29 protein-coding genes are annotated in these 25992 nt (G+C 46.0%); 24 read left to right on the top strand and 5 right to left on the bottom strand.

The annotated features are described in order from the left end of the window. Positions 1-82: 82 nt before the first annotated feature. The 9 genes from ccmA to ccmI are packed head-to-tail and all read left to right on the top strand — an operon-like array spanning position 83 to position 6895. Positions 83-730, top strand: a complete 648-nt coding sequence (gene ccmA / locus ICN26_RS10580) for a cytochrome c biogenesis heme-transporting ATPase CcmA (protein WP_216268346.1) — start codon at positions 83-85, stop codon at positions 728-730. Continuing rightward, entirely contained in the window at positions 727-1392 is a 666-nt protein-coding gene (ccmB, locus tag ICN26_RS10575; protein ID WP_216268345.1) for a heme exporter protein CcmB, read from the top strand. Before ccmA ends, ccmB begins: the two co-directional genes overlap by 4 nt. After that, on the top strand, positions 1389-2159 hold the full coding sequence (gene ccmC, locus ICN26_RS10570; RefSeq protein WP_216268344.1) for a heme ABC transporter permease CcmC: 771 nt from the start codon (positions 1389-1391) through the stop codon (positions 2157-2159). Before ccmB ends, ccmC begins: the two co-directional genes overlap by 4 nt. Then, on the top strand, positions 2159-2347 hold the full coding sequence (gene ccmD, locus ICN26_RS10565) for a heme exporter protein CcmD (RefSeq protein WP_216268472.1): 189 nt from the start codon (positions 2159-2161) through the stop codon (positions 2345-2347). The genes ccmC and ccmD overlap by 1 nt, the downstream gene beginning before the upstream one ends. Next, positions 2344-2775, top strand: coding sequence for a cytochrome c maturation protein CcmE (ccmE, locus tag ICN26_RS10560; RefSeq protein ID WP_216268343.1), 432 nt, complete (start codon positions 2344-2346; stop codon positions 2773-2775). The genes ccmD and ccmE overlap by 4 nt, the downstream gene beginning before the upstream one ends. After that, positions 2775-4694: a heme lyase CcmF/NrfE family subunit gene (locus ICN26_RS10555; RefSeq protein ID WP_216268342.1), complete on the top strand. Its 1920-nt coding sequence runs from the start codon at positions 2775-2777 to the stop codon at positions 4692-4694. Before ccmE ends, ICN26_RS10555 begins: the two co-directional genes overlap by 1 nt. Next, positions 4691-5215, top strand: a complete 525-nt coding sequence (locus ICN26_RS10550) for a DsbE family thiol:disulfide interchange protein (RefSeq protein ID WP_216268341.1) — start codon at positions 4691-4693, stop codon at positions 5213-5215. The genes ICN26_RS10555 and ICN26_RS10550 overlap by 4 nt, the downstream gene beginning before the upstream one ends. Next, positions 5215-5703, top strand: a complete 489-nt coding sequence (locus ICN26_RS10545) for a cytochrome c-type biogenesis protein (RefSeq protein ID WP_216268340.1) — start codon at positions 5215-5217, stop codon at positions 5701-5703. The genes ICN26_RS10550 and ICN26_RS10545 overlap by 1 nt, the downstream gene beginning before the upstream one ends. Before the next feature lies 1 nt (position 5704). Beyond that, positions 5705-6895, top strand: a complete 1191-nt coding sequence (gene ccmI, locus ICN26_RS10540; RefSeq protein WP_216268339.1) for a c-type cytochrome biogenesis protein CcmI — start codon at positions 5705-5707, stop codon at positions 6893-6895. Here ccmI and ICN26_RS10535 read toward each other — a convergent pair whose 3' ends face one another. Continuing rightward, entirely contained in the window at positions 6896-7657 is a 762-nt protein-coding gene (locus tag ICN26_RS10535) for an SDR family oxidoreductase (RefSeq protein ID WP_216268338.1), read from the bottom strand. 115 nt (positions 7658-7772) lie between these two features. Between ICN26_RS10535 and ICN26_RS10530 the strand changes: the two genes are divergently transcribed. From ICN26_RS10530 to ICN26_RS10475, 12 genes are all read left to right on the top strand, one after another. Further along, the gene (locus ICN26_RS10530) at positions 7773-9074 is read left to right on the top strand and encodes a TAXI family TRAP transporter solute-binding subunit (RefSeq protein ID WP_216268337.1); all 1302 of its coding nucleotides are present in this window, start codon (positions 7773-7775) and stop codon (positions 9072-9074) included. Between the two features lie 29 nt (positions 9075-9103). Then, positions 9104-9859 carry a 2OG-Fe dioxygenase family protein gene (locus ICN26_RS10525; protein ID WP_216268336.1) on the top strand — a complete coding sequence of 252 codons (756 nt, stop codon included), beginning with the start codon at positions 9104-9106 and terminating at the stop codon, positions 9857-9859. A 6-nt stretch (positions 9860-9865) separates the two neighbouring features. Further along, a complete protein-coding gene (locus ICN26_RS10520; RefSeq protein ID WP_216268335.1) occupies positions 9866-11110 on the top strand; it encodes an MFS transporter in 1245 nt (414 codons plus the stop codon). Beyond that, on the top strand, positions 11061-13556 hold the full coding sequence (locus ICN26_RS10515) for a heavy metal translocating P-type ATPase (RefSeq protein ID WP_255534476.1): 2496 nt from the start codon (positions 11061-11063) through the stop codon (positions 13554-13556). The genes ICN26_RS10520 and ICN26_RS10515 overlap by 50 nt, the downstream gene beginning before the upstream one ends. A 9-nt stretch (positions 13557-13565) precedes the next feature. Then, positions 13566-13745: a cbb3-type cytochrome oxidase assembly protein CcoS gene (ccoS, locus tag ICN26_RS10510; protein WP_216268334.1), complete on the top strand. Its 180-nt coding sequence runs from the start codon at positions 13566-13568 to the stop codon at positions 13743-13745. A 170-nt stretch (positions 13746-13915) separates the two neighbouring features. Beyond that, positions 13916-15358, top strand: a complete 1443-nt coding sequence (gene ccoN, locus ICN26_RS10505) for a cytochrome-c oxidase, cbb3-type subunit I (RefSeq protein ID WP_216268333.1) — start codon at positions 13916-13918, stop codon at positions 15356-15358. Between the two features lie 11 nt (positions 15359-15369). Beyond that, positions 15370-16020, top strand: coding sequence for a cytochrome-c oxidase, cbb3-type subunit II (gene ccoO, locus ICN26_RS10500; protein ID WP_216268332.1), 651 nt, complete (start codon positions 15370-15372; stop codon positions 16018-16020). A gap of 5 nt (positions 16021-16025) precedes the next feature. Next, entirely contained in the window at positions 16026-16193 is a 168-nt protein-coding gene (locus tag ICN26_RS10495) for a cbb3-type cytochrome oxidase subunit 3 (RefSeq protein WP_216860410.1), read from the top strand. Further along, positions 16190-17113, top strand: a complete 924-nt coding sequence (gene ccoP, locus ICN26_RS10490) for a cytochrome-c oxidase, cbb3-type subunit III (RefSeq protein ID WP_216268331.1) — start codon at positions 16190-16192, stop codon at positions 17111-17113. The genes ICN26_RS10495 and ccoP overlap by 4 nt, the downstream gene beginning before the upstream one ends. A 3-nt stretch (positions 17114-17116) precedes the next feature. Continuing rightward, entirely contained in the window at positions 17117-18574 is a 1458-nt protein-coding gene (gene ccoG / locus ICN26_RS10485) for a cytochrome c oxidase accessory protein CcoG (RefSeq protein WP_216268330.1), read from the top strand. A 30-nt stretch (positions 18575-18604) separates the two neighbouring features. After that, positions 18605-18808, top strand: coding sequence for a FixH family protein (locus ICN26_RS10480; RefSeq protein ID WP_216268329.1), 204 nt, complete (start codon positions 18605-18607; stop codon positions 18806-18808). Beyond that, a complete protein-coding gene (locus tag ICN26_RS10475) occupies positions 18805-19065 on the top strand; it encodes a hypothetical protein (RefSeq protein WP_216268328.1) in 261 nt (86 codons plus the stop codon). The genes ICN26_RS10480 and ICN26_RS10475 overlap by 4 nt, the downstream gene beginning before the upstream one ends. Here the strand turns inward: ICN26_RS10475 and ICN26_RS10470 are convergent. Next, positions 19062-19820 carry a helix-turn-helix domain-containing protein gene (locus tag ICN26_RS10470; RefSeq protein WP_216268327.1) on the bottom strand — a complete coding sequence of 253 codons (759 nt, stop codon included), beginning with the start codon at positions 19818-19820 and terminating at the stop codon, positions 19062-19064. The two genes, ICN26_RS10475 and ICN26_RS10470, sit on opposite strands and share 4 nt — an antisense overlap. Positions 19821-19886: 66 nt before the next feature. Here ICN26_RS10470 and ICN26_RS10465 point away from each other — a divergent pair, with 66 nt between their 5' ends. Beyond that, complete coding sequence (locus ICN26_RS10465) at positions 19887-20618, top strand: sulfite exporter TauE/SafE family protein (RefSeq protein ID WP_216268326.1); 732 nt, start codon at positions 19887-19889, stop codon at positions 20616-20618. 5 nt (positions 20619-20623) lie between these two features. Here the strand turns inward: ICN26_RS10465 and ICN26_RS10460 are convergent, their stop codons facing one another. Then, positions 20624-22252 (bottom strand): SulP family inorganic anion transporter, encoded by a 1629-nt coding sequence (locus tag ICN26_RS10460; protein WP_216268325.1) that lies wholly within the window; start codon positions 22250-22252, stop codon positions 20624-20626. A 13-nt stretch (positions 22253-22265) separates the two neighbouring features. Further along, a complete protein-coding gene (locus ICN26_RS10455) occupies positions 22266-22649 on the bottom strand; it encodes a DUF2177 family protein (RefSeq protein ID WP_369411828.1) in 384 nt (127 codons plus the stop codon). Positions 22650-22756: 107 nt separating this feature from the next. Here ICN26_RS10455 and ICN26_RS10450 point away from each other — a divergent pair, with 107 nt between their 5' ends. Further along, entirely contained in the window at positions 22757-23197 is a 441-nt protein-coding gene (locus tag ICN26_RS10450; RefSeq protein WP_216268323.1) for a universal stress protein, read from the top strand. Positions 23198-23262: 65 nt separating this feature from the next. On the opposite strand, the gene ICN26_RS10445 is transcribed toward ICN26_RS10450, so the two are convergent. Further along, entirely contained in the window at positions 23263-24705 is a 1443-nt protein-coding gene (locus tag ICN26_RS10445) for a M23 family metallopeptidase (RefSeq protein WP_216268322.1), read from the bottom strand. A gap of 128 nt (positions 24706-24833) precedes the next feature. On the opposite strand from ICN26_RS10445, the gene ICN26_RS10440 reads away from it, so the two are divergent. Continuing rightward, a complete protein-coding gene (locus ICN26_RS10440; protein WP_216268321.1) occupies positions 24834-25967 on the top strand; it encodes a mandelate racemase/muconate lactonizing enzyme family protein in 1134 nt (377 codons plus the stop codon). Positions 25968-25992 lie beyond the last annotated feature (25 nt).

Here is a 25992-nt window from a genome sequence, read left to right as displayed (position 1 = left end):
AAGACCGTTTTTAGCTTGTTTGACAGCCCCAAGTGGGTCTTGGACAATGCCTGAGGTGGTTTGATTCAAGCCATTGCTTCCAATGACAACGACCAACTCCTCCTTTCCAGCATCTACAACCGCAGCCCTTGAGGCTCGGAACATCACTTGCGTGCGTGGTGAAAGAGCTCTTTTTTCAGGTCTTGATTTGCAGTTATTTGCTGGGCAGTGCCTCCATATTCGTGGCGAGAATGGCGTTGGTAAAACAAGCCTATTACGCTTGCTCACGGGCTTGGCTTCTCCCGAGTCTGGAGAGGTGCTTTGGTATGGTCAACCCATCAAAAAACAAGCATCGGAATATCACAGCAAACTATTGTTTTTAGGTCATCGCGATGCACTGAAAGAAGACCTCAGTGCTATTGAGAACTTGCGTATGTATGCTGCGATCGATGGCATTGCACTCTCCGAGCAAGACGCTTTTGCTAGCTTATGGCGATTTGGCCTAAAAGGGCGCGAAGACCTGCCTGTCAATTGTTTATCGGCCGGACAGAAAAAACGTGTTTTGATGGCGCGGATGCTAACGCGACGGGCGCAAGTCTGGATTTTGGATGAACCCTTTAATGCCCTAGACACCCATGCCATTGGGGAGTTGCAAGATTTGATCGTCGAGCATCTTCAGGGTAATGGTTTGATCGTACTGACTAGTCATCAGTCCTTAGCTATTTCTGGTCTGCGAGTGCTAGACCTATGAACGCCTTTATCGCCATTGTTCATCGCGACCTGTTGCTAGTGATGCGTCGTAAGAGCGAGGTTCTTACTGCATTATCTTTCTTTGTGATTGTGACGAGCTTATTTCCATTGGGAATTGGTGCTGATACTGCCTTGTTGAGAAAGATTGCGCCTGGTGTGATTTGGGTTGCAGCCTTACTCTCAACCTTGCTTGGTTTACAGCGGATGTTTGCGGCTGATTACGCAGACGGCACCTTAGAGCAACTGGTCTTGTCCCCGAATTCATTTACCGCCTTAGTATTTGGCAAGATCGTAGCCCATTGGCTGGTGTGTGGGCTGCCCTTGGTGTTGTTAGCGCCGGTGATCGGTATTCAGTTTGACTTAGATGCCCAGTCTTTAGGTGTGCTAATGGCAGCCTTGTTGCTCGGAACACCTGTTTTATCATTGCTAGGCTCTGTTGGGGCGGCCCTAACCCTTGGAGTGAGGGGTGGTAGCGTATTGATGAGCCTTCTGATCTTGCCGCTCTATATTCCGGTATTAATTTTTGGTGCAGGTGCCGTATACGCCAGTAGTGTAGGGCTCGATATCACAGGGCATTTTTCACTGTTAGGCGCTTTATTGATTTTGGCATTAGCATTTGTACCTTGGGTTTGTGCGAGCGCCGTAAAGATTGCTATTGAATGAGTAATGTAAACAATTTATCTTCTAGTCACGTAATGAGCTGGTTCAAATTCTCGAGTCCGAGCGCCTTTTATCCGCTAGCTGGAAAAATGATTCCTTGGTTTTGGGCGCTCACCATGATTTTTGGAGCTGCCGGTTTGTGGGTCAGTTTCTTTGTGGCGCCAGTAGATGCAGTTCAGGGTCAGGGCTACCGCATTATTTTTGTTCATGTACCCGTTTCTTGGATGTCGATGTTCATCTATGTAGTGATGGCTGTATGGGCTGGACTGGGTCTGATATTTAATACTCGCCTATCGGCCATGATGGCTCAGGCTTTAGCCCCGATCGGCGCCTGGATGGCTTTCTTATCCCTATGGACTGGTGCATTTTGGGGTAAGCCTATGTGGGGCGCTTGGTGGGTATGGGACGCGCGCTTAACTTCGGAATTAATCCTACTCTTTTTGTATCTCGGTTTTATCGCTTTGCAAGCCTCTATTGATAATGTCCGCCGTGCCGATAAAGCGGGTGCGATCTTGGCCTTAGTGGGCGTGGTCAATGTGCCTATTATTTATTTTTCAGTGAAATGGTGGAATACCTTGCACCAAGGTGCCTCTGTTTCGCTCACTAAGGCACCAGCCATGGCCCAGACTATGCTTTGGGGGATGCTACTGATGGCTTTATGCTTGTGGATGTACTCAATTGCAGTAGGGTTAATGCGTGTGCGCGCCATCATTTTGGAGCGCGAAGCTCATACTGATTGGGTTAGGCAATTAAATGAGGTGAAGCATTGATGTGGAATAGTTCGGCTGAATTCTTTGCCATGGGTGGTTATGCCCTATATGTATGGTGCAGCTTTGGTGCCTGCGCCTTGGTGTTCTTATTAGAGCCTCTGGCTGTTCGTACGCGCCATCGGGCAATCGTACGCAGACTGCAACGTGAAGTTTTGGCTGAGCAGTTTGATCAAAAGGGTGGCAAGTGAAACCAAGACATAAGCGAGCTGCCATTATTGTTGGCGCACTGATTGCCATTAGCATCGCGGCAGTATTAATTTTGAATGCCCTTAACAGTAATATTGCTCTGTATGTCACCCCGAGTGAGGTAGCTGCTGGTAAGTCACCGGCTGGTCAAGTCTTCCGTATTGGTGGCATGGTCAAGGATGGATCGGTTAAACGAGATGGTTTAACGGTGCACTTTGTGATTACCGATATGGTGAAAGATATTTCGGTGGCATACACTGGCATTCTTCCGGATTTGTTTAAAGAGGGTAAGGGCGCAGTGATTCAAGGTCGTCTCGATCCAAGTGGACAATTTGTTGCAAGTGAAGTTTTAGCTAAGCACGATGAGAACTATATGCCTCCAGAGGCGAAGCATGCTTTGGAGCAGGCTCAAAAAAATGGAAATAAATAATGATTCCTGAATTTGGACATTACGCACTAATACTTGCCTTATGTATCGCCATCATTCAAGGGGCACTTCCATTAGTCGGCGCGCATCAAAGTCGCCGTGAATGGATTTTGTTAGCAAGACCAGCTGCACAAACTGTTTTTCTATTGCTTGGTATTGCGTTTGTGATTTTGGCTTGGAGCTTTTACTCAAATGATTTTTCTGTTCTTTATGTAGCAGAGCATTCAAATTCACAAATGCCCGTCATTTACCGCTTGGGTGCGGTATGGGGCGGTCATGAAGGTTCACTATTACTCTGGGTTTTCTTGCTATCGACTTGGACATTTTTAGTGGCTCAGCTTTCGAAGGCGCTAGATGAATTTATGGTGGCGCGCGTAATCGGTGTATTGGGTTTAGTGACTACCGGTCTACTACTGTTCGTGATCGCCACCTCCAATCCTTTTGAGAGATTGCTACCAGCCGCCCAGGATGGACGATCTCTCAATCCACTCCTGCAAGATCCAGGCTTGGTGTTTCATCCGCCAATGTTGTATATGGGATATGTTGGTTTCTCAGTGGCGTTTGCATTTGCGATTGCATCTTTGTTGTCCGGCCGTTTAGATGCTGCTTGGGCGCGCTGGTCGCGGCCATGGACAACGGCTGCTTGGGTATTTCTCACGCTCGGTATTGCACTGGGTTCTTGGTGGGCTTATTACGAACTCGGTTGGGGTGGCTGGTGGTTCTGGGATCCTGTGGAGAATGCATCATTTATCCCTTGGCTGGTTGGTACCGCTTTGCTCCATTCGCTTGCGGTCACCGAGAAGCGCGGCGGCTTTAAGAGTTGGACGGTGTTGTTAGCAATTACCGCTTTCTCACTATCGCTTTTGGGAACCTTCTTGGTTCGATCTGGAGTGCTCACTTCAGTACATGCATTTGCAACTGACCCTACACGCGGCGTCTTTATCTTGATTTTCTTGGTACTGGTGGTGGGCTCTTCTTTGACGCTTTACGCTTGGCGTGCTCCCAAAAGTACTCTTGGCGGTAAGTTCAGCTTAGCGTCGCGCGAAACCTTTATCTTGCTTGGTAATGTTTTCTTAGTGGTATCTGCTGCATCAGTACTCTTGGGCACTCTTTACCCTTTACTGATTGATGCGCTGCATTTAGGAAAGATCTCAGTAGGGCCTCCATATTTCAATAGCGTCTTTGTGCCCATCATGATTCCTTTGTTAGTTCTGATGGGGATTGGGCCTTGGACAAGTTGGAAGAACTCGAATCTCTTGGATGTGATCAAGCGCTTATGGATTGCAGCCCTAGTAGCTGTGATTGCGGCGGCTTTAATTCCGTTTGCTATGGGTGAATTTACTTGGCTTAGCAGCCTTGGTTTCTTATTGGCTTTCTGGGTGATTTCTTCTGGGGTGCTGCAAATTATTCGCCAAGCAAAGGCGGGTAAGCCAACACGTTCATTTATTGGTATGCAGCTAGCGCATTTAGGGATAGCAGTCTTTACGATTGGCGTCACCATGGTGGGCACCTATCAAGAGGAAAAAGATGTGCGTATGCTCGCCGGTGAAAGCGTTAGTGTCGGTGGCTATGACATTCAGCTGCAGGGCGTTAGCCCTGTTCCTGGGCCAAACTATAAAGCGATGCAAGGTACTTTCTTGTTAACTCGCAATGGTAAGCTAGAAGCGACGATGTACCCAGAAAAGCGCAGTTATTTTTCATCAACGATGCCTATGACCGAGGCGGCGATTGATGCCAGTCTTACGAGAGATATCTATGTTTCATTAGGTGAAGAGTTGGATGACAAAGCATGGGCAGTCCGGGTTTATTACAAGCCATTTGTTGATTGGATTTGGGGTGGTTGTGTATTGATGGCTCTGGGTGGTTTGCTGGCGATGTCTGATAAGCGCTATCGCATGAAATTAAAGAAGGCAGCAGCATGAAAGCCAAGTTTTTAATTCCGCTAATTTTGTTTGTAATTTTGGTTGGATTTTTAGCGGTAGGCTTAAATCGTGACCCACAGGAAATACCTTCGCCACTGATTGGGAAGCAGGCGCCTGCTTTTGAATTGCCTCAACTGGCAGATCCTCAAAAGACCTTTTCACCAGAGAGCATGAAAGGTAAGCCTTGGATTTTGAATGTCTGGGCCTCTTGGTGCGTAGCTTGCCGTGAGGAGCACCCCGTACTTGTTGAGCTGGGTAAATTGCAAGTGGCGCCAATTATTGGATTGGATTACAAAGACAAGCGTGAGAACGCCATGACCATGCTTGCTCTTCAAGGTAACCCGTACCTATTATCGGCTTTTGATGCCAATGGCCGAGTGGGTATTGATTATGGTGTCTATGGCGTTCCAGAAACCTACGTGATTGACAAGACTGGCGTCATTCGGTTTAAACATATTGGACCGATCACGATGGAATTACTTCGTAAGAAGATCATTCCTTTGTTGGATGAGCTCAAATAATGTTGAAAAAGACGCTTCAATCCCTCTTGCTCACTTTTGTCGTGCTGTGTTCTATCAGTGCGTCTGCTAAGGATGCAGTACCTTTGGCTGATGACCCAGTCACCGAGCAGCGTCTGATTGTGATTTCGGAAGAAATGCGCTGCTTAGTTTGTCAGAATGAATCCCTTGCGGGATCACGCTCTGAGCTAGCAAATGATTTGCGCCGAGAAATTCGTATCCTGATTAATGAGGGCAAGACGGACGAGCAAATTCGGAATTTTATGGTGGAGCGTTACGGCGACTTCGTTTTATATCGCCCTCCTGTTAAGCCGATCACCTGGCTCCTATGGATAGGCCCTTTTGTAATTTTGCTTGCAGGAATTATTGGCTTGATGGTGTATCTGCGTCGCAGAAATCAGGCTGTGCCCAGTACCACGCTATCTGAAGCAGATAATCGTCGCATTGATGCACTACTTCAGGATGCCAAGTCCAGTTCAATAGAAAAATAATATGACTAGTTTTGTAATTTCCGCTCTTCTTTTATTGATCCTGGTCTTGGTACTGCTACTACGTCCATTGTTTTTTCCTGCAAAAGAATCTGCTACCTCGCGTCGTCAGATGAATGCAGCTATCTATCGGGAGGAGCTTGATAAGCTTGAGGCTGATCGTTTAGCGGGAACTGTAGATAGTCATAGCTATGAGCAGACTCATGCAGAAATGCGTCAACGGCTTTTTCAGGATACGGATGAAGCGGATGATCATGCAGTATTAGGCTCACCTCAGAAAACCATTATTGGGATTTGCCTTTTTGTATCGATACTTTCAGCGGGTTTCTATTTCTACCTTGGTGATGCCGCTCAGATTGCCGAGAAGAGTGCTGAGAAACCGATGACTCAAGAGTCAGTTGAAAAGATGGTTGCAGAGTTTGCAGCCAAGATGGATAAAGAGCCTGATAATCTCAAGGGTTGGGCCATGCTGGCTCGCTCATATCGTATTTTGGGTCGCAATACTGACGCTGCAAATGCTTATGCTCGTGCAGGCTCTTTTGTTGATTCTGACCCCCAATTATTGGCTGACTATGCCGATGTATTAGCAGCCAATGCGAATGGTAATTTTGCAGGTAAGCCACAGCAACTCATTAATCAGGCATTAGCCCAAGATCCAAATAATTTATTGGCTCTTTGGCTTTCTGGAACTGCTGATTTTAATGCGCAGAACTATAAAGCGGCAGTGCGGTCCTGGGAGAAGTTAGCAAAGCTATTGCCCCCCGAGTCCGATGAAGCTCGTACGATTGCAGCTTCTATTGCAGAGGCGCGTAGCAAGGGTGGACTTGCGCCGGCTATTGCGCCAGTAATCAACAATCAAGGCGTGAGCGGACAAGTAGAGATTGCGCCAGAACTGAAATCTAAAATTAAAGCAGGCGATGTTTTGATGGTGATTGCTCGTAAGCCAGGTGAGCGTATGCCGGTGGCTGTTCTCAAAACTCCGGTGGCTGCATTCCCAATGAACTTTGTTTTGAATGATGCATTGGCAATGAGCCCCAATGCATTGATTTCTCAAATGGCTGAAGTGTCGGTTGAGGTGCGTATTTCAAAAACAGGAATGGCAATGCCAGAAGCCGGTGACTTGATATCTACGCCACAAACGATCAAGGTGGGCACGACTAATGCTCGCCTCATCATTGGACAGATTAGGCCTTAATTAGCCCCGACCAACAAATGGCATATTGCTTGCCATGATGGTCATCGACAGAATATTACTTTCTAAAGGCAGTTGAGCCATCTGCAGGACGGCTTGCCCGACATGATCTACATCCATGAGTGGCTCTGCCTTTTTTGAGCCATCTGGCTGCAAAATACCGGCAGCCATAGGAATAGTCATTTCAGTGCCGGCATTACCTATATCGATTTGACCGCAGGTAATCTTAAATTGACGACCATCCAATGCAATAGACTTGGTTAATCCAGTCATGGCATGTTTGGTGGCTGTGTATGGAGCAGACATCGGGCGGGGCGCATGTGCAGAGATCGAGCCATTATTAATGATTCGCCCACCTTGCGGAGTCTGAGCCTTCATCATGCGGATAGCCTCTTGAGAGCATAGGAAAGCTCCGCAGAGATTAGCATTAACAACATTCATCCATTGTTCGTAACTCAGATCTTCCATAGGGATGGCAGGTGCTCCCATGCCGGCATTATTAAATAGCACGTCAATGCGGCCAAACTGTTTTTGGATTTCAGAAAATAACTTCTTTACTTGCTCTGGTTTGCCGACATCGCAACTCACTGCGAGACAGTTTTGACTACTTCCTCCAATATCGCGAATGGCTAAATTGAGCTTCTCTAGATTTCTACCAGTGAGAACGACTCTAAATCCACCTTGCAGCAGCGCTTTTGCTGCAGCTTTTCCGATACCTGTTCCGGCTCCTGTGACCAGGGCTACTTTGTTGGCAGCTGAATTCATTATTCTCCTAATGGCTCTTTAAAACCCCCATCTTATCCTGAAATAATTCGAATCAATTCATTCCGCTCCAGATCCTTGGGCTCGGGGCATAATGGCAAAAACAAGCTGAATTCTTATGAACTTCATTCGCAAAAATATCCATAATCCTGTGGCAGTGGTCATCGCCTTTTTGATGCTAGTTGTCATACTATTTGCCACACTCTGGGTGTTGGTGCCACCCCCACCTAGGTCGATTGAGTTAGCGACGGGTTTCCCAACCGGTCTTTATCAACAATTTGGTGAAAAGCTCCAAAGTGAACTTGCTGGGGAGGGCATTTCTCTCAAGTTGAGAACCACTGGTGGAACAATTGATAACTTAGCGTTGTTAAAGGATCCACACGCTGGCGTTGATTTTGCGATGGTTCAGGGTGGCGTAGCTGACTTATCCAAGCACCCCGATTTTATTTCTATCGCCGGTGTATTTTATGAGCCGGTATGGGTTTGGTATAGAGAGTCTAGTTTTCCAAGTGAATCCGGACGATTAGGTTTATTGAGTCAGTTAAAAGGTAAGCGAGTATCAATCGGCAATGAAGGTAGTGGCACCTTGTCCCTGTCCTCTCAATTACTTGCGGCAAGTGGATTGAGTCTGAGCGATATTCGTGCTGAAAAATTAAAACCACTTGATGCTTTGGAGAAGTTCAAAAAAGGAGAGCTAGATGCTGTATTTTTGGTAAGTGCTGCCGAAGCTCCTTTAGTCAAAAAATTTTATGAAACTCCGGGCATTCGCTTAATGAGCTTTGAGCAGGCTGAAGCCTATGTTCACTTATTCCCTTTCCTCTCAAAAGTAACAGTGCCACGTGGTGTCGTCAGCATCGCCTACGATCTTCCGCGTCAAGACATTCAGGTGCTGGCTGCAACAGCTACCTTAGTGGGTAAGAACGATGTTAGTCCTGCATTAGTAACACTGTTGCTTGGCTCCACCTACGATATTTTAAAAACTTATTCATATTTACAAAAGCCGGGAGAGTTTCCATCCGGTACTGGCCTTGATTTTCCTTTGCATGTTGATGCTGAAATCTACTTAAAGGATGGCCCGTCTTTTTTGCATCGTCACTTGCCTTTCTGGACGGCAGTATGGATTGGACGCTTCGCAAAAATTGTGATTCCACTTCTAGTGATTTTGATTCCTTTATTTACCTATATCCCTGCAGCTAAAAATTTACTCTTGCGACTCAAGTTATCGCAGGTCTATGAGGAACTTAAGGTGGTAGAAAAAAATGCCTCCAATCCCGATTTAAAAGAAAAGAACCTGAAGGATTTGGAGAATATTGAGCGAAGGGTGGGTAATATCAAAGTGTCCATGTTGGATGCAAAAGAGTTGTATGACCTAAAAGGCCATGTGGGAGAGGTGCGCAGCCGTTTGAGTCGTTATTCCTAAATGAATTGGTATGCGCCTAAAATAAACCCATGACTCTTTCCAGCCTTTTGCCTCCACTAACGCCCGCTAGGGAGTTGGTTCAATCTTTACGAGATGATGGTTTTGCAGTTGTCTCTGCTCATGATGTTGCGGCAATTGCACATGTGGATCTTGATCAGCTACGCAATCTCACTCAGTTCTGGGAAGGCTTGCCCAGAGATCCCTATCTTAAGGACGGTGGGCGATATCGCTTTCGCCGCCACTCAAGCTTTGAGGTCAAGGGAGAATCTTTGGCTATCGTGCCGCATCGTGCTCACTGGCAGTCTGTTAATTACAACGCCCTTCATGGAGGTATCGAGCGTTGGTTTGAGCCTTCGCAAGCTGATCTCACTAGCAAGCCTACTTGGCATGCTCTTTTACTGGGATTAACTCATATTCTCAATAGCGTTAAGCAAGTAAATACCTGGTTTATTGAGGCTCACCAATTTCGGATTGATACAACGGATGGGATAGGGCGACCAACTCCAGAGGGAGCTCATCGTGACGGTGTTGATTTTGTAGCCGTCTTTTTACTCAATCGGGTTGGCATTAAGGGTGGCGAGACCCGAATTTTTGCTGCAACCGGTTCTGCTGGTTTGCGATTTACTCTCACTGAGCCCTGGTCTTTATTACTGATGAATGATGAAAGAATGATTCATGAATCTACTCCGATTCAGCCCTTGGATCAGTACGGCTATAGGGATACTTTGGTACTCACTTTCCGCTCAAACGGCTTCCAGGATTCCCCTAATAGCAGTCAGCAGTAAGTTCTTATGCGTTTGAAACCCACTGGTTACACACCCCTAATGCTGGTAGCGCAAACTTGTGCGCTCTTGGGTTTTGCCTGTTACGCAGTGGTGTTAACAACATTGCAAGATGAATGGCATCTCAGTAATTTACAGTCTGGACTCATTGCTAGCGCCTTCTTCTTTGGTTACATGCTGATGGTTCCATTAGCAACGGCTCTCACTGATCGCGTTGATGCCAAACAAGTCTATCTTGTAGGCGGTCTCTCAGCGACTTGTGGATTACTCGGCATGAGCTTCTTTGCCTATAACTTTTGGACCGCTTTGATATTTATGGCGCTCAATGGAGTTGGTTTAGCGGGCACTTATATGCCTGGCTTAAAAATTCTGTCAGATCGTATTCAGACTGGCGAACTAACCCGCCACATTGCTTTCTACACTGCATTCTTTGGTATTGGCACTGGCTTCTCTTATCTTTGCTCTGGTTGGATCTTAAGTAGCTTGGGCTGGCGCTATGTTTTTGGAATCATCGCCTTGGGTCCATTCACTGCACTGTTGATTGTGCTCTTATTTATTCCTGCGCTCGCCCATGAAAAGTGGCACGGTCCAGTAAGCATTCGTTTACAAGATATTTTTCCGCTTGATAAGTGGCGCTTAGTCTTGCAAGATAAAACAGCCTCAGGGTTTATTTTTGGCTATACCGTCCACTCAATCGAGTTATTTGCTTCCCGCAGTTGGATCGTAGCCTTTTTTGGTTTCTGTGCAATGATGACAGGCGATCCCTTTCTATTCACTGCCACTACTCTTGCAGGTGTGATTAATTTCTTTGGCGTTCCTGCATCCATTATCGGAAACGAGATTGCCTTAAGAATAGGGCGCCAAAAATGGATTTTCTTTGTCATGCTATCTAGCGCAGCATTTGGAGTGGCGCTCGCTTGCTCTACCGGACAATCTTGGTGGTTGATTATTGCTTTAGCAGTGGGGCATACGATTTTCATCATGGCCGATTCTTCCACCTTAACCGCGGGCTTAGTCATTAGTGCTAAAGACAATATTAAAGGGGCTGCAATGGGGCTCCATTCCCTGATGGGCTTTGGAGGCGGGTTGTTGGGCCCAGCTATTTTTGGTTTTGTGCTTGATTTAACTGGCTCACGTGCCTCCCAAATATCTTGGGTCTGGGCCTATGCTGCGGTGGTAGTTTGGGGTGTTCTGTTTGTGCTCTATGAGCGTCGTAACGGCTGGGTTAGTAGGTCTATCACCCGCAAGTCATGATTCATTTATGAGCTCTAGCTTGCCAAGCAATAGCTGTTATCACTGTGGCAGCTTTATTCTTCCGAACGACCCTTACGAGCTTGAGCTTAGCGGCATCAATAAAAAATTCTGTTGTGCTGGTTGTATGGCAATTGCACAAACGATTCATGGCGAAGGCCTAGAAGTGTTCTATGCACGCCGCGCACAGTCAAGCGATAAGCCAGCAGCCTACCTTGCTTCAAGTGAAATTCCTGACAGTCTGACCCCCTACGATGATCCTTCTTTGCTCGGTAGATACACGCGGCCGAGTAGTAAAGAAGCTTATTTAGAGACTACTCTACGATTGGAGAAGATTCGCTGCGCTGCTTGTGTGTGGTTATGCGAGCAGCACTTACGCCGTATCCCTGGTGTCAAAGAAGTGCAGATTAACTACGTCAGTCAAAAGGTCAAGGTGGAATTTTCGCCTGAGAAAACTAGTCTTGCTCGCCTACTCTTTGAAATAGAGCGTATTGGTTACGAAGCGTGGCCTTTTGAGCCTTCACTCTCAATTGAGAAGTCTAAAAAAGAACGTCGTCAATTACTGACTAGACTAGGGGTTGCATTACTAGGCATGATGCAAGTCATGATGTATGCCTGGCCAACGTATGTGGGTGACAGCGATATTACGGTGGAGTATGACCTTCTATTGGGCTGGACTAGCTGGATCCTCACGGTTCCAGTGATGACTTATTCAGCAGGCCCTATTTTCAGGGCGGCCTTGAGGAGTGTTGCTTCGTTTCGGCAAACGCATATGTTGGGTATGGATGTGCCGATTGCTCTAGCTCTAGCCCTAGCATTTAGTGCGGGTACCGTAAATCTTGTGGCAGGCTCAGGTCAGGGTTATTTTGATTCCATCACCATGTTTGTTGCCTTTATTTTGGCGGCACGCTATGTAGAGTTGTTGGCTCGACAAGATGCGCAGGGTGGAGCAGAGGCTCTGGCAAAGCAGTTACCTGCTACGTGTGAGAGAGTGCCAAGCTATCCCACCTCTCAGCAAGTTGAAATTGTGCCGGTGGTTCACTGTAATCCTGGTGAAGTGATTCGTGTTCCTCCGGGTGATGTAGTTCCAGCTGACGGAATTTTGATTGAGTCTGAGAGCTCTTTAGATGAGTCGCTTCTGACTGGTGAATCTAAGCCGATTGATAAGAAGATTGGTGATCGAGTGTACGCAGGTACGCACAATATTCTCAATCCGATATTGATGAGAATCGATGCGGTAGGCCAATCTACTCGTATTGCAGGTATTGCCTCATTACTAGCTCAAGCATTGCAAGCCAAACCTGTCATGGTGAGTCTCGCAGAAAAGTGGGCTGGATATTTTGTAGGCTTTCTGTTGATGGTTGCTTTTTTATCTTCAGCAATTTGGTATTACGTCGACCCTAGCAGAGCTTGGACTGTTTTAGTCTCCGTACTGGTTGCCAGTTGTCCTTGCGCCCTATCTCTTGCCGTACCAACGGCAATGGCTGCAGCTCAGGGTGCTGTAACAAAGCTCGGCTTATTGATTGTGCGTGGTCATGTGCTAGAAGGTTTGGTCAAGGCAACGGATTTAGTGCTGGACAAAACTGGTACCCTCACTATGGGTCAACCAGAATTACAAGAAGTCATAGTTGTTCGCCCGGAGTTTTCTCGAGCAGATGTATTGAGCATTGCTGCATCAATGGAGGCAGGTCAAAAACATCCTCTTGCACTATCGCTATTGCGTGCTGCAGAAGCTGACAATCTTTCGCTAGGCACCTTGCCTGAGGCGGTTATTAATCAATTGGGCAAAGGCCTGAGCTCGGGTATTTATCGACTGGGAAGTGCTGCGTGGGTGGGTGCTCAGCAGATTGCGCAAGACGGTCAATATGGACAAGTGCATCTAGCGGATAACAAAGGGTTGATTGCGAGCTTTCTATTCTTAGATACTCCAAGAGCAGGATTGGAAAAGTTATTAACTGCAGCGCGGTCTCGCAAGATTGCGGTCCATTTGGTTTCAGGTGATGATGAAGTGACGGTGGCATGGTGGGCGCACCATGTTGGTATCGATCGGTTCAAAGGTGTGTGCTCTCCAGAAGATAAATATCGCTATATTGAGAGCCTGCAAAACCAGGGTCGTGTTGTTTGGGCAATTGGTGATGGTATTAACGATGCCCCTCTATTGGCGCGGGCGGATGTTTCTATTGCGGTCGGGGCCGGCGCGCCCCTCGCTACAGCGGGTGCAGATGCGATTTTGACTGCAAGCTCTTTAGCCCCTTTGGCCAAATCGCTCTTACTGGCTGATAAAACACAGCGGGTTATTAAAGAAAACTTGATTTGGGCGCTAGTCTATAACTTGCTGGCTATTCCAGTGGCGATGATGGGGTGGGTCAACCCCTGGGTTGCCGGTATCGGCATGTCTTTGTCTTCTCTCGCAGTTACATTAAATGCTTGGCGCCTCAGAAAGGCCTAGACTAGAGCTATGGAAAGCCTTTATCTATTGATCCCCATTTCCTTACTCTTAATCGGGCTCTTGGCCTGGATTTTCTTTTGGTCTGTGAAAGCCGGTCAATTTGATGATCTAGAGGGTCCAGGGGAGGCGATTTTGATGGATGACGATACGCCTCAATCTAAAAATAGGAATGATTGCAATAAAAAATAACTCTATTTTTTTAGGTAGTTAGGTAATACAAAGAACTCAATCCAGTTGCAAAAAGCGTAAATGCACGCATCCTTTTTGATATAGATCAAAACGACCCATCAGGCTTACTTTGATAATGAATTCAGTCTATTTAGATTATGTCGCTGTTAGGTCACAAAAAAGGAGAAACCATGGGACTTACCGTGGGGGGCAATCAAGATACCTTCAATTACAAGGTTGTCAGTCAATTTGCCATCGTTACAGTACTTTGGGGAATTGTGGGTATGCTCGTGGGAGTGATTCTTGCAGCACAGCTTATTTGGCCTGATATTACTTTCAATATTCCCTGGTTAAGCTATGGTCGCTTACGTCCATTACATACCAATGCGGTCATCTTTGCATTCGGTGGATCAGCCTTGTTTGCGACGTCTTATTACATCGTGCAGCGCACATGTCAGGCAAGACTTTTTTGTGACAAGCTAGCTGCTTTTACTTTTTGGGGTTGGCAGGCTGTGATTGTGTTGGCAGCAGTAACCTTGCCATTGGGCATCTCAACTTCTAAAGAGTATGCAGAGCTAGAGTGGCCAATTGATATCCTAATCACTGTGGTTTGGGTTGCCTATGCTGTAGTATTTTTTGGTACCATCATGAAGCGCAAAACCAAACATATTTATGTTTCTAATTGGTTCTTTGGTGCGTACATCCTGACGATTGCCATTCTGCATATTTTTAACAATTTGGAAATGCCAGCAAGTATGTGGAAATCCTATTCTGCATATGCTGGTGTACAAGATGCCATGGTGCAGTGGTGGTATGGCCACAATGCAGTTGGTTTCTTCTTAACGACCAGCTTCTTAGGCATGATGTATTACTTCATTCCCAAGCAAGCAGAGCGTCCAATCTATTCATATCGCTTATCCATCGTTCACTTCTGGGCTTTGAACTTCACCTATATGTGGGCTGGACCCCATCATTTACAACACACGTCCTTGCCTGACTGGACACAGTCCCTTGGAACAGTGTTCTCAATTATTCTGCTGGCTCCATCATGGGGCGGCATGATCAACGGCATCATGACTTTATCTGGTGCTTGGTTTAAATTACGCACCGATCCCATCTTGAAATTCTTAGTAGTGGCATTGTCTTTCTACGGCATGTCTACGTTTGAAGGTTCAATGATGTCTATCAAGACTGTGAATAGCTTGTCCCATTACACCGACTGGACTATTGGCCACGTTCATTCAGGTGCCCTTGGATGGGTTGCCATGATTACGATTGGATCCTTGTACTATCTCATCCCCCGTTTAGTTGGGCAAAAGGATATGTACAGCACCCGTTTGATTGAGGTCCATTTCTGGATCGCTACGATTGGTGTTGTGCTGTACATTGCTGCAATGTGGATTGCCGGAGTAATGCAAGGCTTAATGTGGAGAGCATTTGAACCAGACGGTACATTAACTTATAGCTTTGTTGAATCTGTAAAAGCAACCTATCCTTTCTATGTGATTCGTTTGTTAGGCGGCCTCTGTTACTTAAGCGGCATGTTCTTGATGGCATATAACGTTTACAAGACAGTAATTGGTAAAACATTCGTCAATGCCCCTATTCCACAAACATCGGTAGCTGTTCACTAAGGGGAAGAAAAATGTCTAACGAAAATAAATTCTTTTCCCACGGAACGCTTGAAAAAAATGTTGGTTGGTTAATTATTGCCACCATTATTGTGGTGTCGATTGCTGGTTTAGTTCAAATCGTCCCGCTATTTTTTCAGCACACCACAACTGAACCAAGCTCTGGCGTAGTGCCATACACAGCATTGCGTTTGGCTGGCCGTGATATCTACCAGCGCGAAGGTTGCGTTGGCTGTCACTCACAACAGATTCGTACATTACGATCTGAAGTTGAGCGTTACGGTCCTTACTCTTTGGCTGGCGAGTCAGTATTTGATCGTCCTTTCCTATGGGGTAGTAAGCGTACCGGCCCTGATTTAGCTCGGGTTGGCGCTCGTTACTCGGATGATTGGCATCGTATCCACTTGCGTAACCCGCGTGATGTCGTCCCTGAGTCCAATATGCCCGGATATCCTTGGTTGCAGCAGAGTGCTGCCGATGCGTCCTCGATTCAGTCTCATATGATGGCGATGCGTCGTTTAGGCGTTCCTTACACTGATGAAATGATTGCAAAAGCTCCCAAGGAGTTGGAAGGTAAAACTGAAGAGGATGCCCTGATTGCCTACCTTCAAGGTTTGGGTGTCAATCGTCGCTACATCATGGTTGATGAAGTTGTTGTGAAATAAATCAAATGGAACAGATCACAGCTTACCTTTCCGCTTTTTCAACAGTCATTGGACTCGCCTTTTTTGTAGGAATTATTTGGTGGGCTTGGTCACCCGGTAGAAAGTCTGCCAACGAAGAATCAGCTGAACTGCCATTTGATCTCCCGGATGAATTTAGTAAGGACAAATCATGAGTGACTTTTTTAATAGCGGTTGGAGTAACTACATCGCGCTAGTTTCATTGGTCGGTATTGTTTGGTGTATTTGGCTTCTGGCTTCACAACGTAAGGCCAAGGTAATTCATACAGCAGACGGTGCAGTAGCGGATACGGGTCATGTTTGGGATGGCGATTTGCGCGAACTCAATAACCCATTGCCACGCTGGTGGGCCTGGATGTTCTTACTATCTTGCATCTTTGCCTTTGGCTACCTGATTTTATTTCCGGGGTTGGGCTCATTTCCGGGGGTGGTTGGCTACACCACTGACGGCGCTTTGATGAGCTCGATGACAGAGGCCAATGATGAGTTAAAGCCCGTCTACGCTAAATATGTGAAGATGAACATTGAGGAAGTTGCTGCAGATCCTAAGGCGCGTGAAATGGGCCAACGTTTGTTCTTGAACTCCTGTGCTCAGTGCCATGGTTCAGATGCCGGCGGCTCTAAAGGCTTTCCAAATTTAACCGATGGTGACTGGCTCTATGGTGGATCTCCTGAAAATATTAAGACGACCCTCATTAATGGACGCAATGGAGTGATGCCTGCATATGGACATCTCGAGACTGTGCAGATTGTAGATTTAGCCAACTATGTTCGCAGTTTGTCTGGTCTACCTGCTGATGATATAAAAGTCGCTCGTGGCGCAGAATTATTTAAATCCAATTGCGTGGCTTGTCATGGTGTGGATGGTAAAGGCAATATTGCCATGGGAGCACCTAACCTAACTGATAAGACATGGCTATATGGTGGATCAGAGGCAACCATAGTGGAGACCATCACTAAAGGCCGAATGGCTATGATGCCATCTCAAGATAAAGTATTGAGCCCTGAAAAGATTCATCTTTTAACGGCTTATGTTTGGGGTTTGTCTAATAACAAGACGTCTGCAGCCAAGTAATCAGTGTCAGATCATTCGCCGATAGGCAAGCCTATTCCGATAGATGTCATAGAGGAATCTCTTTATGAGATCCGGCGAAAGATTTACCCACGATCTGTTAGTGGCTTATTTGCTCGCTGGCGTCTCATTTTGGTATTTGCAACGCAATTATTGTTTTATGGTCTGCCTTGGATTAGTTGGAATGATCGTCAAGCAGTACTCTTTGATTTAATTCAGCGTAAGTTTTATATCTTCGGTCTCGTGCTGTGGCCACAGGATGTAATTTATCTCACGCTCCTGTTAATTCTCTCTGCCTTAGCTCTCTTTTTATTCACGGCGATTGCGGGTCGATTATTTTGTGGCTACGCTTGTCCCCAAACGGTCTATACCGAAATTTTTATGTGGATCGAGCGTAAGGTTGAAGGCGATCGTTTTGCGCGGATTCGCTTAGATGGTGAGGAGTGGCCTTGGGGTATTCATAAGTGGCGCCTCAAGATTACCAAGCATTTCCTGTGGCTCTTGATTGCTTTTTGGACTGGGTTTACCTTCATTGGCTATTTCACCCCAATTGAAACGCTCGGTGCCGCAATCCTGCATCTATCTTTGGGACCATGGCAAACCTTTTGGTTGTGTTTCTATAGCTTTGCAACCTGGGGTAATGCGGGTTTCATGCGTGAGCAAGTGTGTAAATATATGTGCCCTTATGCGCGCTTTCAAAGTGTGATGGTCGATAAGGATACTTTCTTGGTTACCTACGATAAGGTCCGCGGTGAGCCACGGGGTAGTCGTAACAAATCAGCAGATCATGCAACTCTTGGTCTTGGTGATTGCGTAGATTGCAGTATTTGTGTACAAGTTTGCCCAACCGGTATTGATATCCGTGATGGTCTGCAATACATGTGCATTGGTTGTGGCGCCTGTATTGATGCTTGTGATCAAGTAATGGAAAAAGTAGATTATCCAAAAGGCTTGATTCGCTATACAACCGAGCGGGCTATTGAAGATCAAGAAACCAATCAGAGTGCTATTCGCCATATTTTACGTCCACGCGTTTTGATTTATGCTGCTTTTATTACGGTTCTTACTAGCGCTTTCCTGATTTCATTAATTACTCGAAATCCATTGCGGGTAGATGTGATGAGAGACCGCGGAGCTTTAGCTCGCGAAGTAGATGGCGTTCGTATCGAAAATATTTACCGCATTCAGATCATGAATGCATCAGAAAATAATATGAATGTACAGCTCAAGGCAAGTGGCTTATCTGATTTAAGAATTCTGAATTCGCAAGGGCAAGTTATTACTGAAGTTGAGGTGGGTCCAGCTAGCAATCTATTAATTCCGGTAAAAGTAAGTACTACTGTTGGGGCGCATGAGCCCGGTAACTACCGAATTCATTTTGATGTGATTGGTCATGAGAGGTCTGGCAATGAGTTGATTACCAGAACTCGCGATGAAAAATCCAGTTTTATTGTTCCCCGCTAAGCTATATTGCAAGAGATAGAGAGGATGAATATGTCACAACATGAAACAAGCAAACCATGGTTTAAGCAGCTATGGCCATGGTTGCTAATTAGTGGACCAGCAGTCGCTGCCATTGGTTGCGTGATTACTATTTATTTGGCTGTAAATTTATACTCAGATAAGCCAGTACGAGATGGCGTTCTGAAGCGTGGACTCAAAGTAGAGCAGCTTAAAGTAGAGCGGGGCAGCAAATGAAGCACCGTCTATTTATTTGGATTATGTGGCCATCATTCTTAGTTTCTATTTTGGCTGAAGGTCTACTCTTTAGTATTGTGCATCCTGCCGAGCTGTTGTTCTTTGGTGTTCACCCTAACATTTCGGATGAAGGCATTTACACAATTGGATTTTTTGTTATTTGGATCTTTTGCTCATTTTCAAGCGCTCTTACGGCCTACATCTTGCCAGGCATCGACTCGGATGGCAGTAATGGACAGGATCGCGGCTTGATTTAAGAGTGTATAGGCTTGATTTGAAGGGCGCGATCTGGATTGGGGACTCCAGCTAGTTCATATAGCCCATCCATGTCAATCAGTTTGATGTGACGCTGTTTGATTTGAATTAGCCCTGACTCAGTAAAACGTGAGAGCATTCGGCTGACCGTCTCAATCTGGATGCCAAGGTAGCTACCAATCTCTACGCGACTCATGCGTAAATCAAATTCATTGTTTTGATAGCCGCGAGCAGCTAGGCGCTGAGAAAGGCTCAATAAGAAGGCCGCTAAACGCTCTTCTGCGCGCAGACTACCAAGTGAGAGTAGGTGACGTTGATCTTGTGTGAGTTCGCGACTCAGAATGCGGTGGAACTGTTTTTGTAGAGCTGGAATTTGGCGTGCCAAATCCTCAAATGCCTCATAGCGAATAATGCAAACTTCACTCTCCTCTAGAGCAATCGCTTCAGATTGATAACTTCCCTCGCCAATGCCATCGAGCCCCAAGATCTCGCCAGGCAGATGAAAACCAATTACTTGTTGACGTCCATCCTCCAGCCCGTATTCAGTCTTGAGGGTGCCAAAGCGGACGCTATAAACCGCAGAAAGTGGGTCACCGTGACGGTAGAGGCTTTCACCTTTTTGTAAGTGAACCCGTTCTTTTACGAGAGTATCAATCTTGGCAATGTCAGATGGGCTGATGCCTGCGGGCAAGCAAAACTGACCTAGTACACAGACTGAGCATTTGCCGCTGGGGACATCTGAGTTGGTGTAATTCATATTAGATCAAGTTGCCGTATCAGTTTATTCTACTCGGATAATGTGCAATTTTAATATTTCTCTGCAATGCTGACTGCTAGCCTTCTGTTAGCCATCTTCTTGGGCACTTTAGTCAGTGGGTGGCACTGTGCCTTGATGTGTGGCGGTATTGCTGCAGCAGTTGAGCGTCAAGGTAACTCTAGTAAAGCGACTTCTGTTCCGTTGCTAAGTAAGTCTGAGCTTTTTTATCTTCAGCTCATCATGCATGCTGGACGTTTGACGACCTATGTTTTGCTCGGCGCCTTAGCGGCTCGGGTTGGAGCAGTTCTTTGGCAGCAAAATATAGTGCCCATTCAGCGCCCTTTATTTGCAATTACATCGCTCCTTTTATTGCTCATGGGTTTACGTCTTTTGCGCCCAAGATCTAATGCTTCTCCATTGCCCGGGAAGTGGCTTGGCGCACGATTGGCTACTTATTGGGCTCAATATTTAGGGGGTTTCACAAGCCGTTCATCGCGCTGGTTTAGTGGGATGGTATGGGGGCTTGTTCCTTGTGGTTTGGTCTACAGTGTTTTGCCGCTCGCCTTTTTATCGGGCGATACCTTAGCAGGTGCAGCGCTCATGTTGGCGTTTGGTTTGGGCACCTTACCTAATCTATTGCTGATTTCAAAGTTTTCAGCGACTATGGCGCAACTGAGTCAATATGCTGTGGTGAGATACATTGCTGCAGGCCTTTTATTGTCAGCCGCACTATTTGGTCTTTATCGTGCCTGGTATTTGCCAGAAGCTTTACTTAAAGGCGGTTTCTGTATCAGTTAATAGGATTAACTAATTGCTCGAGCAATTCCCTGTTGCAGGTCCGGGTAGATGCAATCGGCAGGCAGGTGCTCTAAGAGGCCTGCTCGAGTGGCCATCTCGTAGGGTTGATGCGCCAGTCCACAAACTATGAGCTTAATATTGCGATTTTTACAAACTGCTTCAAGTTCAAGTACGGCATCCATTCCGGAGACGTCGATGTAGATCACATTCTTAAGATCAAGTATCAATACTTTTGAGGGTAATTCGTTTTCAATGTTCTCCAGAATTTTGACTGCGCCGAAAAAGATGGCGCCATAAATTCTAAATGCAGCAATGGTTCCCTGATATTGCTGTAGCTCTGGAAAATCCATGAGATTGACCGGTTCATAGCGCGACAAACTCGAAATGCGATAAACGAAGGTAATGAATGCAAGCAGTAGCCCCACTTGTATTGCGATGGTAAGGTCTAAGACGATGGTCAGAAAAAATACACTCAACATAGTTAAGCGATAAGGGAGACGAAATTGCTTGAGGTCTGCAAACTTTCTCCATTCACCCATATTCCAAGCAACAAACATCAGGATGGCAGCTAGACTAGCCAGAGGAATATTTTTTGCTAGCGGTGCTCCAAATAAAATAATCACCAGCAAGGTTGCCGAGTGAACGACCCCGGCAATTGGGGTGCTTCCTCCGCTTTGTATATTGGTCACCGTTCTAGCAATAGTTCCTGTGGCTGGCATGCCACCAAAGAATGGAGTGACTACATTGGCAACACCTTGAGCCATCAGCTCTTGATTGGAGTCGTGACGATCATGAATCAGCCCATCAGCAATCCGGGCGCATAACAGTGATTCAATCGCCCCAAGTAGGGCAAGAGTAATGGCAGGTGCAATGACAAATTGAGCGGTACTCCAGCTAATGGGGATCCATTCAAAACTAGGAAGACTAGATGGGATGCCGCCAAAACGACTACCGATGGTATCTACTGGAAGATTGAATGCACTCGTCACTATGGTGGCCGCAGCCATGGCAATGACAGTTCCTGGGAGGCGGCTAAGATAGCCAAGCTGTTTTTGAAAGGCTCGCCAAGCAATCAGAATGGCGAGGGTTCCGATCGATAGTATGAAAGCGTGAGGATTAATAGTGTCTGCAGCAGCATACAGAGTTTGGACTGCTTGAAAAAACTCAGCAGGCATTTTAGTGATTTGAAGACCAAAAAATTCTTTTACTTGAGATAGTCCAATCAGTACGGCAATGCCATTAGTAAAACCAATAATGACCGCGATCGGAATAAAGCGAATTAATGTCCCTAGCCGAAAGAGACCCATCAGAAATAAAAATACTCCAGACATTACAGTCGCTAGGAGTAAATTGGCAACGCCATAGTTCTCAACAATGCCGTATACGATGACAATAAATGCACCAGCTGGCCCACCAATTTGTACACGACTGCCGCCCAAGATAGAAATGAATCCACCAGCGATGATTGCGGTAAAAATACCTGCTTCTGGTTTGAGTCCGCTGGCAATCGCAAATGCCATCGCTAAAGGTAGTGCGACTACCCCAACCGTAATGCCTGCCAATATATCTTTGCTTAAAAGGGCGCCGTTATAGCCCTTAAGAGAATCGAGTAGTTTGGGGTGAAAAAAACGCATGTGCAAAAGACTCTTAAGTCACTCGATTGCCAACCCAGTAGGCGATAGTTGCGGATAGCGCGGTAACAGCCGATCCCCAGACAATGTCTACAAATGCCAAGCGCATAGAAAAGTCGCGAATCACTGCGAGATTGGTTAGATCGTAAGTCATATAACAAAAGAAACCAAAGAGGGCCCCATACTGCGCCGCATATATCCAGGACTGTTTTGAAATCGCTGGAAAGATCACGAAAATCGAAGCCCCAAGTGCATATAAGAGATAAAAAACTAATCCTGCCCATAATTTTGGCTCGCTAGCCATGAGCGAACCCATCTCGTCACGATAGAGATTTTTGGCGATGACAAGAAGCCAAATCAAATCAATGATGATCAGTGATAAGAGGAACGAAAAATACACTGCAAAGTACTTGAGCAATTTAGTTTCCTTTTTTTATGCTTTTACAGTTGAACAATAAAGATTATGATGGAATGAAAGGTATTAAGGTTAATTTAATAGGAGTTGATATGTTCAAGCACTTATTAGTACCAGTGGATGGTTCAGATGTAAGTAAAAAGTCCTTAAAAAAGGTAGCTGAGCTTGCAAAAGCCGATAAAGCTGCAGTGACATTGGTTTATGTTTCTGATCCAATGCCACCGATGGTCTATTCCGATAGCTCTATGGGTTACGGCATTTCTCAAAAAGACCATAAGAAGGTCTGCGAAGCTTATGCCTTGGATGTCTTTAAAAAGGCTTCTCTTTTATTGGGTGCTAGCGTAAAAGCAAGCACGCTCCATATTCCTAATAGCAATTTATCAGAGGGTATTTTGGATGGTGCCAAGAAATCAAAGGCTGACGTGATTGTGATGGCCTCACACAAGCGCACTGGTATTAAGAGTATCTTATTAGGTAGTGAAACACACGAGGTGATCGTGCATTCTAAGATACCGGTATTGGTGCTTGGTTAATATCTGGCGCATCTAAAAATAAAGAGGCCTTGGAGGCCCCTTTTTCAATTGCTGATTTGTATTTCCTAATTCATTAGTGGTGTACCCAGCAGTAGAATTTCTCGGGTAAGTAAGCCGCTATCGCTATCACGCATACTCCATAAATCCAGCTGGGTTTTTACGGCATAGGGATCAACATAGACCCCATCTTTTCTCAATTCAAAATGGAGATGGGGGCCGGTGGAGCGTCCGGTTGATCCGACATAGCCAATCTCTAGGCCTCGTCGTACTTCATTACCCACTTCTAGTTCGGTGTTATAGCCACTCAAGTGGGCGTAGTAGGTGCGGTAATTACCGGGATGCTCAAGAATGATGAGGTTACCAAACGCGCCGCTATAGCCCAAATGCACTACCTTGCCTGTGGCTACACTAAAGATTGGCGTCCCAATTGGCGCAGAATAATCAATTCCCATATGGGTGCGATATCTTTGCTTGGGGGCAGCGACAGCAGCGCTGCCGTTCTTTGGCGGCGCAGCTTTTTTGCTTGATGCTCTAACACTACCAACCCCGCGGGAGATGCGTCGATAGCTCAGGGGGTTAGTCCAGAAGGTACGTTCAATAGATTCCCCACTGCCGGTATAGAAGCCCCCGGGAATATCACTTCTTTCGACCCAAAAAGCGCTGGCAAATACTTCACTAGAGGATGCTTCAATAATTTCGACTGCCCAGATTTGAGCCCAACGTTCCTTATCACCAAAGTCGACAATCAGACGAACAATGCTATTGGTATTTTCAAGCGCATTATTTTCTTCGGGGTAAATTTGCTTGATGATGGAGTTCAGTTCCCAAACCAGTTCAACGGGTAATTTATCTCCCACTTTTTTGGGGTCATATAAAACAGCACTCAGAGGCAATTGGATTTCCGTAAAGCGCTTGGACTCATCTTTCAGGTAGTCTTGCTGAATCAAGAAGTTGCCCGCTGCTGATGGCGTAAAAGTCCAAATCTCAGTCTTGGCATCCTGTATCGGACCATTCATTACACTCAAGGATTCAAAGCGGTTGCGGCTACCTAGAGCTAATGCATAAGGGATGCAATCACCCCGCATTCGATCAAAGAACCCTTTAGTTTGAGATTTGAAGAAATCATTCAATTCTCGGTTTTCTAAACCCAGATTAGCTGGAAGATTTTCCTCATTAAAGCTGCGACGTAGGCAACCACGCTGGACCCGATAGTCCAGATTCGCACCGCTTTCATTGCTATATACGCCCTCAATCCGTTTAAATAATTCAGGATTTAAGTTCATGCTTTTGGTGGAGCGATTGAGTGAATTTTCTTTCAGCTGAATGCCAGCCTGCTTATTACTAGTACTGACGGCTTTTTGTTTTATCTGAGGGGTTTTGCTAGCCTGACTTGTTTGACTTGCTGGTTGTGCTTGCGCGCTTGAAATAAATACGATCAGAGAGAGGCTGACAACGTTGATGACGTTTCTCAATAAGTAAGGTAATTGGCCCGCTATTTTTTTCACCATCCAATTATCCAATATTGTCACCAAGCCCCCTATTTTTTATGTTGTAGTGCAGCAATTTTCTATTGAAGTTGGTCAAGGAAAGTGGCAAAAGTTGTAGATACAATAAATTTTTCGTTAAAGGAATTTTCATGCCGATTATTGAGTCTGTATCAGTTGCTGCTATAGCGGTGCCTCTAGATAAGGTCACCTCTTTTTCCACTCGAACGGTTTCAGAGCGGCACTATTGCTTGGTTAAAGTGCGGGGTAAGGATGGTAATGAGGGTATTGGATTTTGCTATGTCGGCAGTGCGGGTGGAGATATTGCCAAGATTGCCGTTGAGCAGTTACTAGCCCCAAAACTGATTGGTCAAAATAGTCATCGCAGTGAAGGTCTCTGGATGGATATGTATAACGAGTCTATTTTGCAAGGGCGGGCCGGCGCAGTGATGCGTGGCATCTCAATTCTCGACACTGCCCTCTGGGACTTAAATGCGCGTGCTGCGAAATTACCTCTTCATCAATACTTGGGATCAGTCGTAGATGATCGCGTCCCAGCTTATGCCAGCGGTGGCTACTACCTTGATGGTAAAACACCCGCCATGCTGGGTAAAGAAATGGAGTCCTACGTAAAACAGGGCTTTAAGGCCGTCAAAATGAAGGTAGGGCGCTTATCCCCAAGAGAAGAAGAGGCGAGGGTTAAAGCTGCTCGTAAGGCTGTAGGCGACGATGTTTTGCTGACCCTAGATGCTAACAATGCCTGGCGTGATCTACCGACTGCCCTTGAATACGTTCGTCGCTTTGAGGCTTACAACCCCTATTGGATCGAAGAGCCATTTTCCCCGGATGCTATCGATCTGCATGCGGCCCTAGCTCGTCAGACCAAAATCAACGTTGCTACTGGTGAGATGGAGGCTGGACGCTGGCGTTTTAGGGAGTTAATTGAAGCTGGTGGCGTCGCTATTTTGCAGTCTGATGCGGCAGTTTGCGGTGGCATCACGGAATGGCGCCGTATTTCTGCTTATGCGGATTTGAAGGGTGTGATTGTTTGCCCACATTGGATGCATGATCTGCATGCTCCTTTAGTGGCAGCAACGCCAAATGCACGTTTTGTGGAATTCTTCTTAGATGATCAGGTCTTAAACTTCCGTAGATTGATTAACAAGCAGCTCACCTTCAAGAATGGCGATTTGATCTTACATAAGACACCAGGCTTAGGATTTGAGTTTGATGAAACTGCTATCAAAAAGTATGCTGGCAAGGCTGCTTGGACGAAGATTGTTTAATGTATTTACATACTAGGTAATAAAA

It is taken from the genome of Polynucleobacter hallstattensis, from assembly GCF_018881835.1.
GTDB classification, from domain to species: Bacteria; Pseudomonadota; Gammaproteobacteria; order Burkholderiales; family Burkholderiaceae; genus Polynucleobacter; species Polynucleobacter hallstattensis.
The sequence above is the reverse complement of the archived record's forward strand: the minus strand, read 5'-3'. Positions and strand labels throughout refer to the sequence as shown.

Bases quoted from the DNA above. Each gene is read 5' to 3' on its own strand.
- ccmA (WP_216268346.1), top strand. From the start codon at position 83: ATGACAACGACCAACTCCTCCTTTCCAGCATCTACAACCGCAGCCCTT.
- ccmB (WP_216268345.1), top strand. From the start codon at position 727: ATGAACGCCTTTATCGCCATTGTTCATCGCGACCTGTTGCTAGTGATG.
- ccmC (WP_216268344.1), top strand. From the start codon at position 1,389: ATGAGTAATGTAAACAATTTATCTTCTAGTCACGTAATGAGCTGGTTC.
- ccmD (WP_216268472.1), top strand. From the start codon at position 2,159: ATGTGGAATAGTTCGGCTGAATTCTTTGCCATGGGTGGTTATGCCCTA.
- ICN26_RS10555 (WP_216268342.1), top strand. From the start codon at position 2,775: ATGATTCCTGAATTTGGACATTACGCACTAATACTTGCCTTATGTATC.
- ICN26_RS10550 (WP_216268341.1), top strand. From the start codon at position 4,691: ATGAAAGCCAAGTTTTTAATTCCGCTAATTTTGTTTGTAATTTTGGTT.
- ICN26_RS10545 (WP_216268340.1), top strand. From the start codon at position 5,215: ATGTTGAAAAAGACGCTTCAATCCCTCTTGCTCACTTTTGTCGTGCTG.
- ccmI (WP_216268339.1), top strand. From the start codon at position 5,705: ATGACTAGTTTTGTAATTTCCGCTCTTCTTTTATTGATCCTGGTCTTG.
- ICN26_RS10535 (WP_216268338.1), bottom strand. From the start codon at position 7,657: ATGAATTCAGCTGCCAACAAAGTAGCCCTGGTCACAGGAGCCGGAACA.
- ICN26_RS10530 (WP_216268337.1), top strand. From the start codon at position 7,773: ATGAACTTCATTCGCAAAAATATCCATAATCCTGTGGCAGTGGTCATC.
- ICN26_RS10525 (WP_216268336.1), top strand. From the start codon at position 9,104: ATGACTCTTTCCAGCCTTTTGCCTCCACTAACGCCCGCTAGGGAGTTG.
- ICN26_RS10520 (WP_216268335.1), top strand. From the start codon at position 9,866: ATGCGTTTGAAACCCACTGGTTACACACCCCTAATGCTGGTAGCGCAA.
- ICN26_RS10515 (WP_255534476.1), top strand. From the start codon at position 11,061: ATGAGCGTCGTAACGGCTGGGTTAGTAGGTCTATCACCCGCAAGTCAT.
- ccoS (WP_216268334.1), top strand. From the start codon at position 13,566: ATGGAAAGCCTTTATCTATTGATCCCCATTTCCTTACTCTTAATCGGG.
- ccoN (WP_216268333.1), top strand. From the start codon at position 13,916: ATGGGACTTACCGTGGGGGGCAATCAAGATACCTTCAATTACAAGGTT.
- ccoO (WP_216268332.1), top strand. From the start codon at position 15,370: ATGTCTAACGAAAATAAATTCTTTTCCCACGGAACGCTTGAAAAAAAT.
- ICN26_RS10495 (WP_216860410.1), top strand. From the start codon at position 16,026: ATGGAACAGATCACAGCTTACCTTTCCGCTTTTTCAACAGTCATTGGA.
- ccoP (WP_216268331.1), top strand. From the start codon at position 16,190: ATGAGTGACTTTTTTAATAGCGGTTGGAGTAACTACATCGCGCTAGTT.
- ICN26_RS10480 (WP_216268329.1), top strand. From the start codon at position 18,605: ATGTCACAACATGAAACAAGCAAACCATGGTTTAAGCAGCTATGGCCA.
- ICN26_RS10475 (WP_216268328.1), top strand. From the start codon at position 18,805: ATGAAGCACCGTCTATTTATTTGGATTATGTGGCCATCATTCTTAGTT.
- ICN26_RS10470 (WP_216268327.1), bottom strand. From the start codon at position 19,820: ATGAATTACACCAACTCAGATGTCCCCAGCGGCAAATGCTCAGTCTGT.
- ICN26_RS10465 (WP_216268326.1), top strand. From the start codon at position 19,887: ATGCTGACTGCTAGCCTTCTGTTAGCCATCTTCTTGGGCACTTTAGTC.
- ICN26_RS10460 (WP_216268325.1), bottom strand. From the start codon at position 22,252: ATGCGTTTTTTTCACCCCAAACTACTCGATTCTCTTAAGGGCTATAAC.
- ICN26_RS10450 (WP_216268323.1), top strand. From the start codon at position 22,757: ATGTTCAAGCACTTATTAGTACCAGTGGATGGTTCAGATGTAAGTAAA.
- ICN26_RS10445 (WP_216268322.1), bottom strand. From the start codon at position 24,705: ATGGTGAAAAAAATAGCGGGCCAATTACCTTACTTATTGAGAAACGTC.
- ICN26_RS10440 (WP_216268321.1), top strand. From the start codon at position 24,834: ATGCCGATTATTGAGTCTGTATCAGTTGCTGCTATAGCGGTGCCTCTA.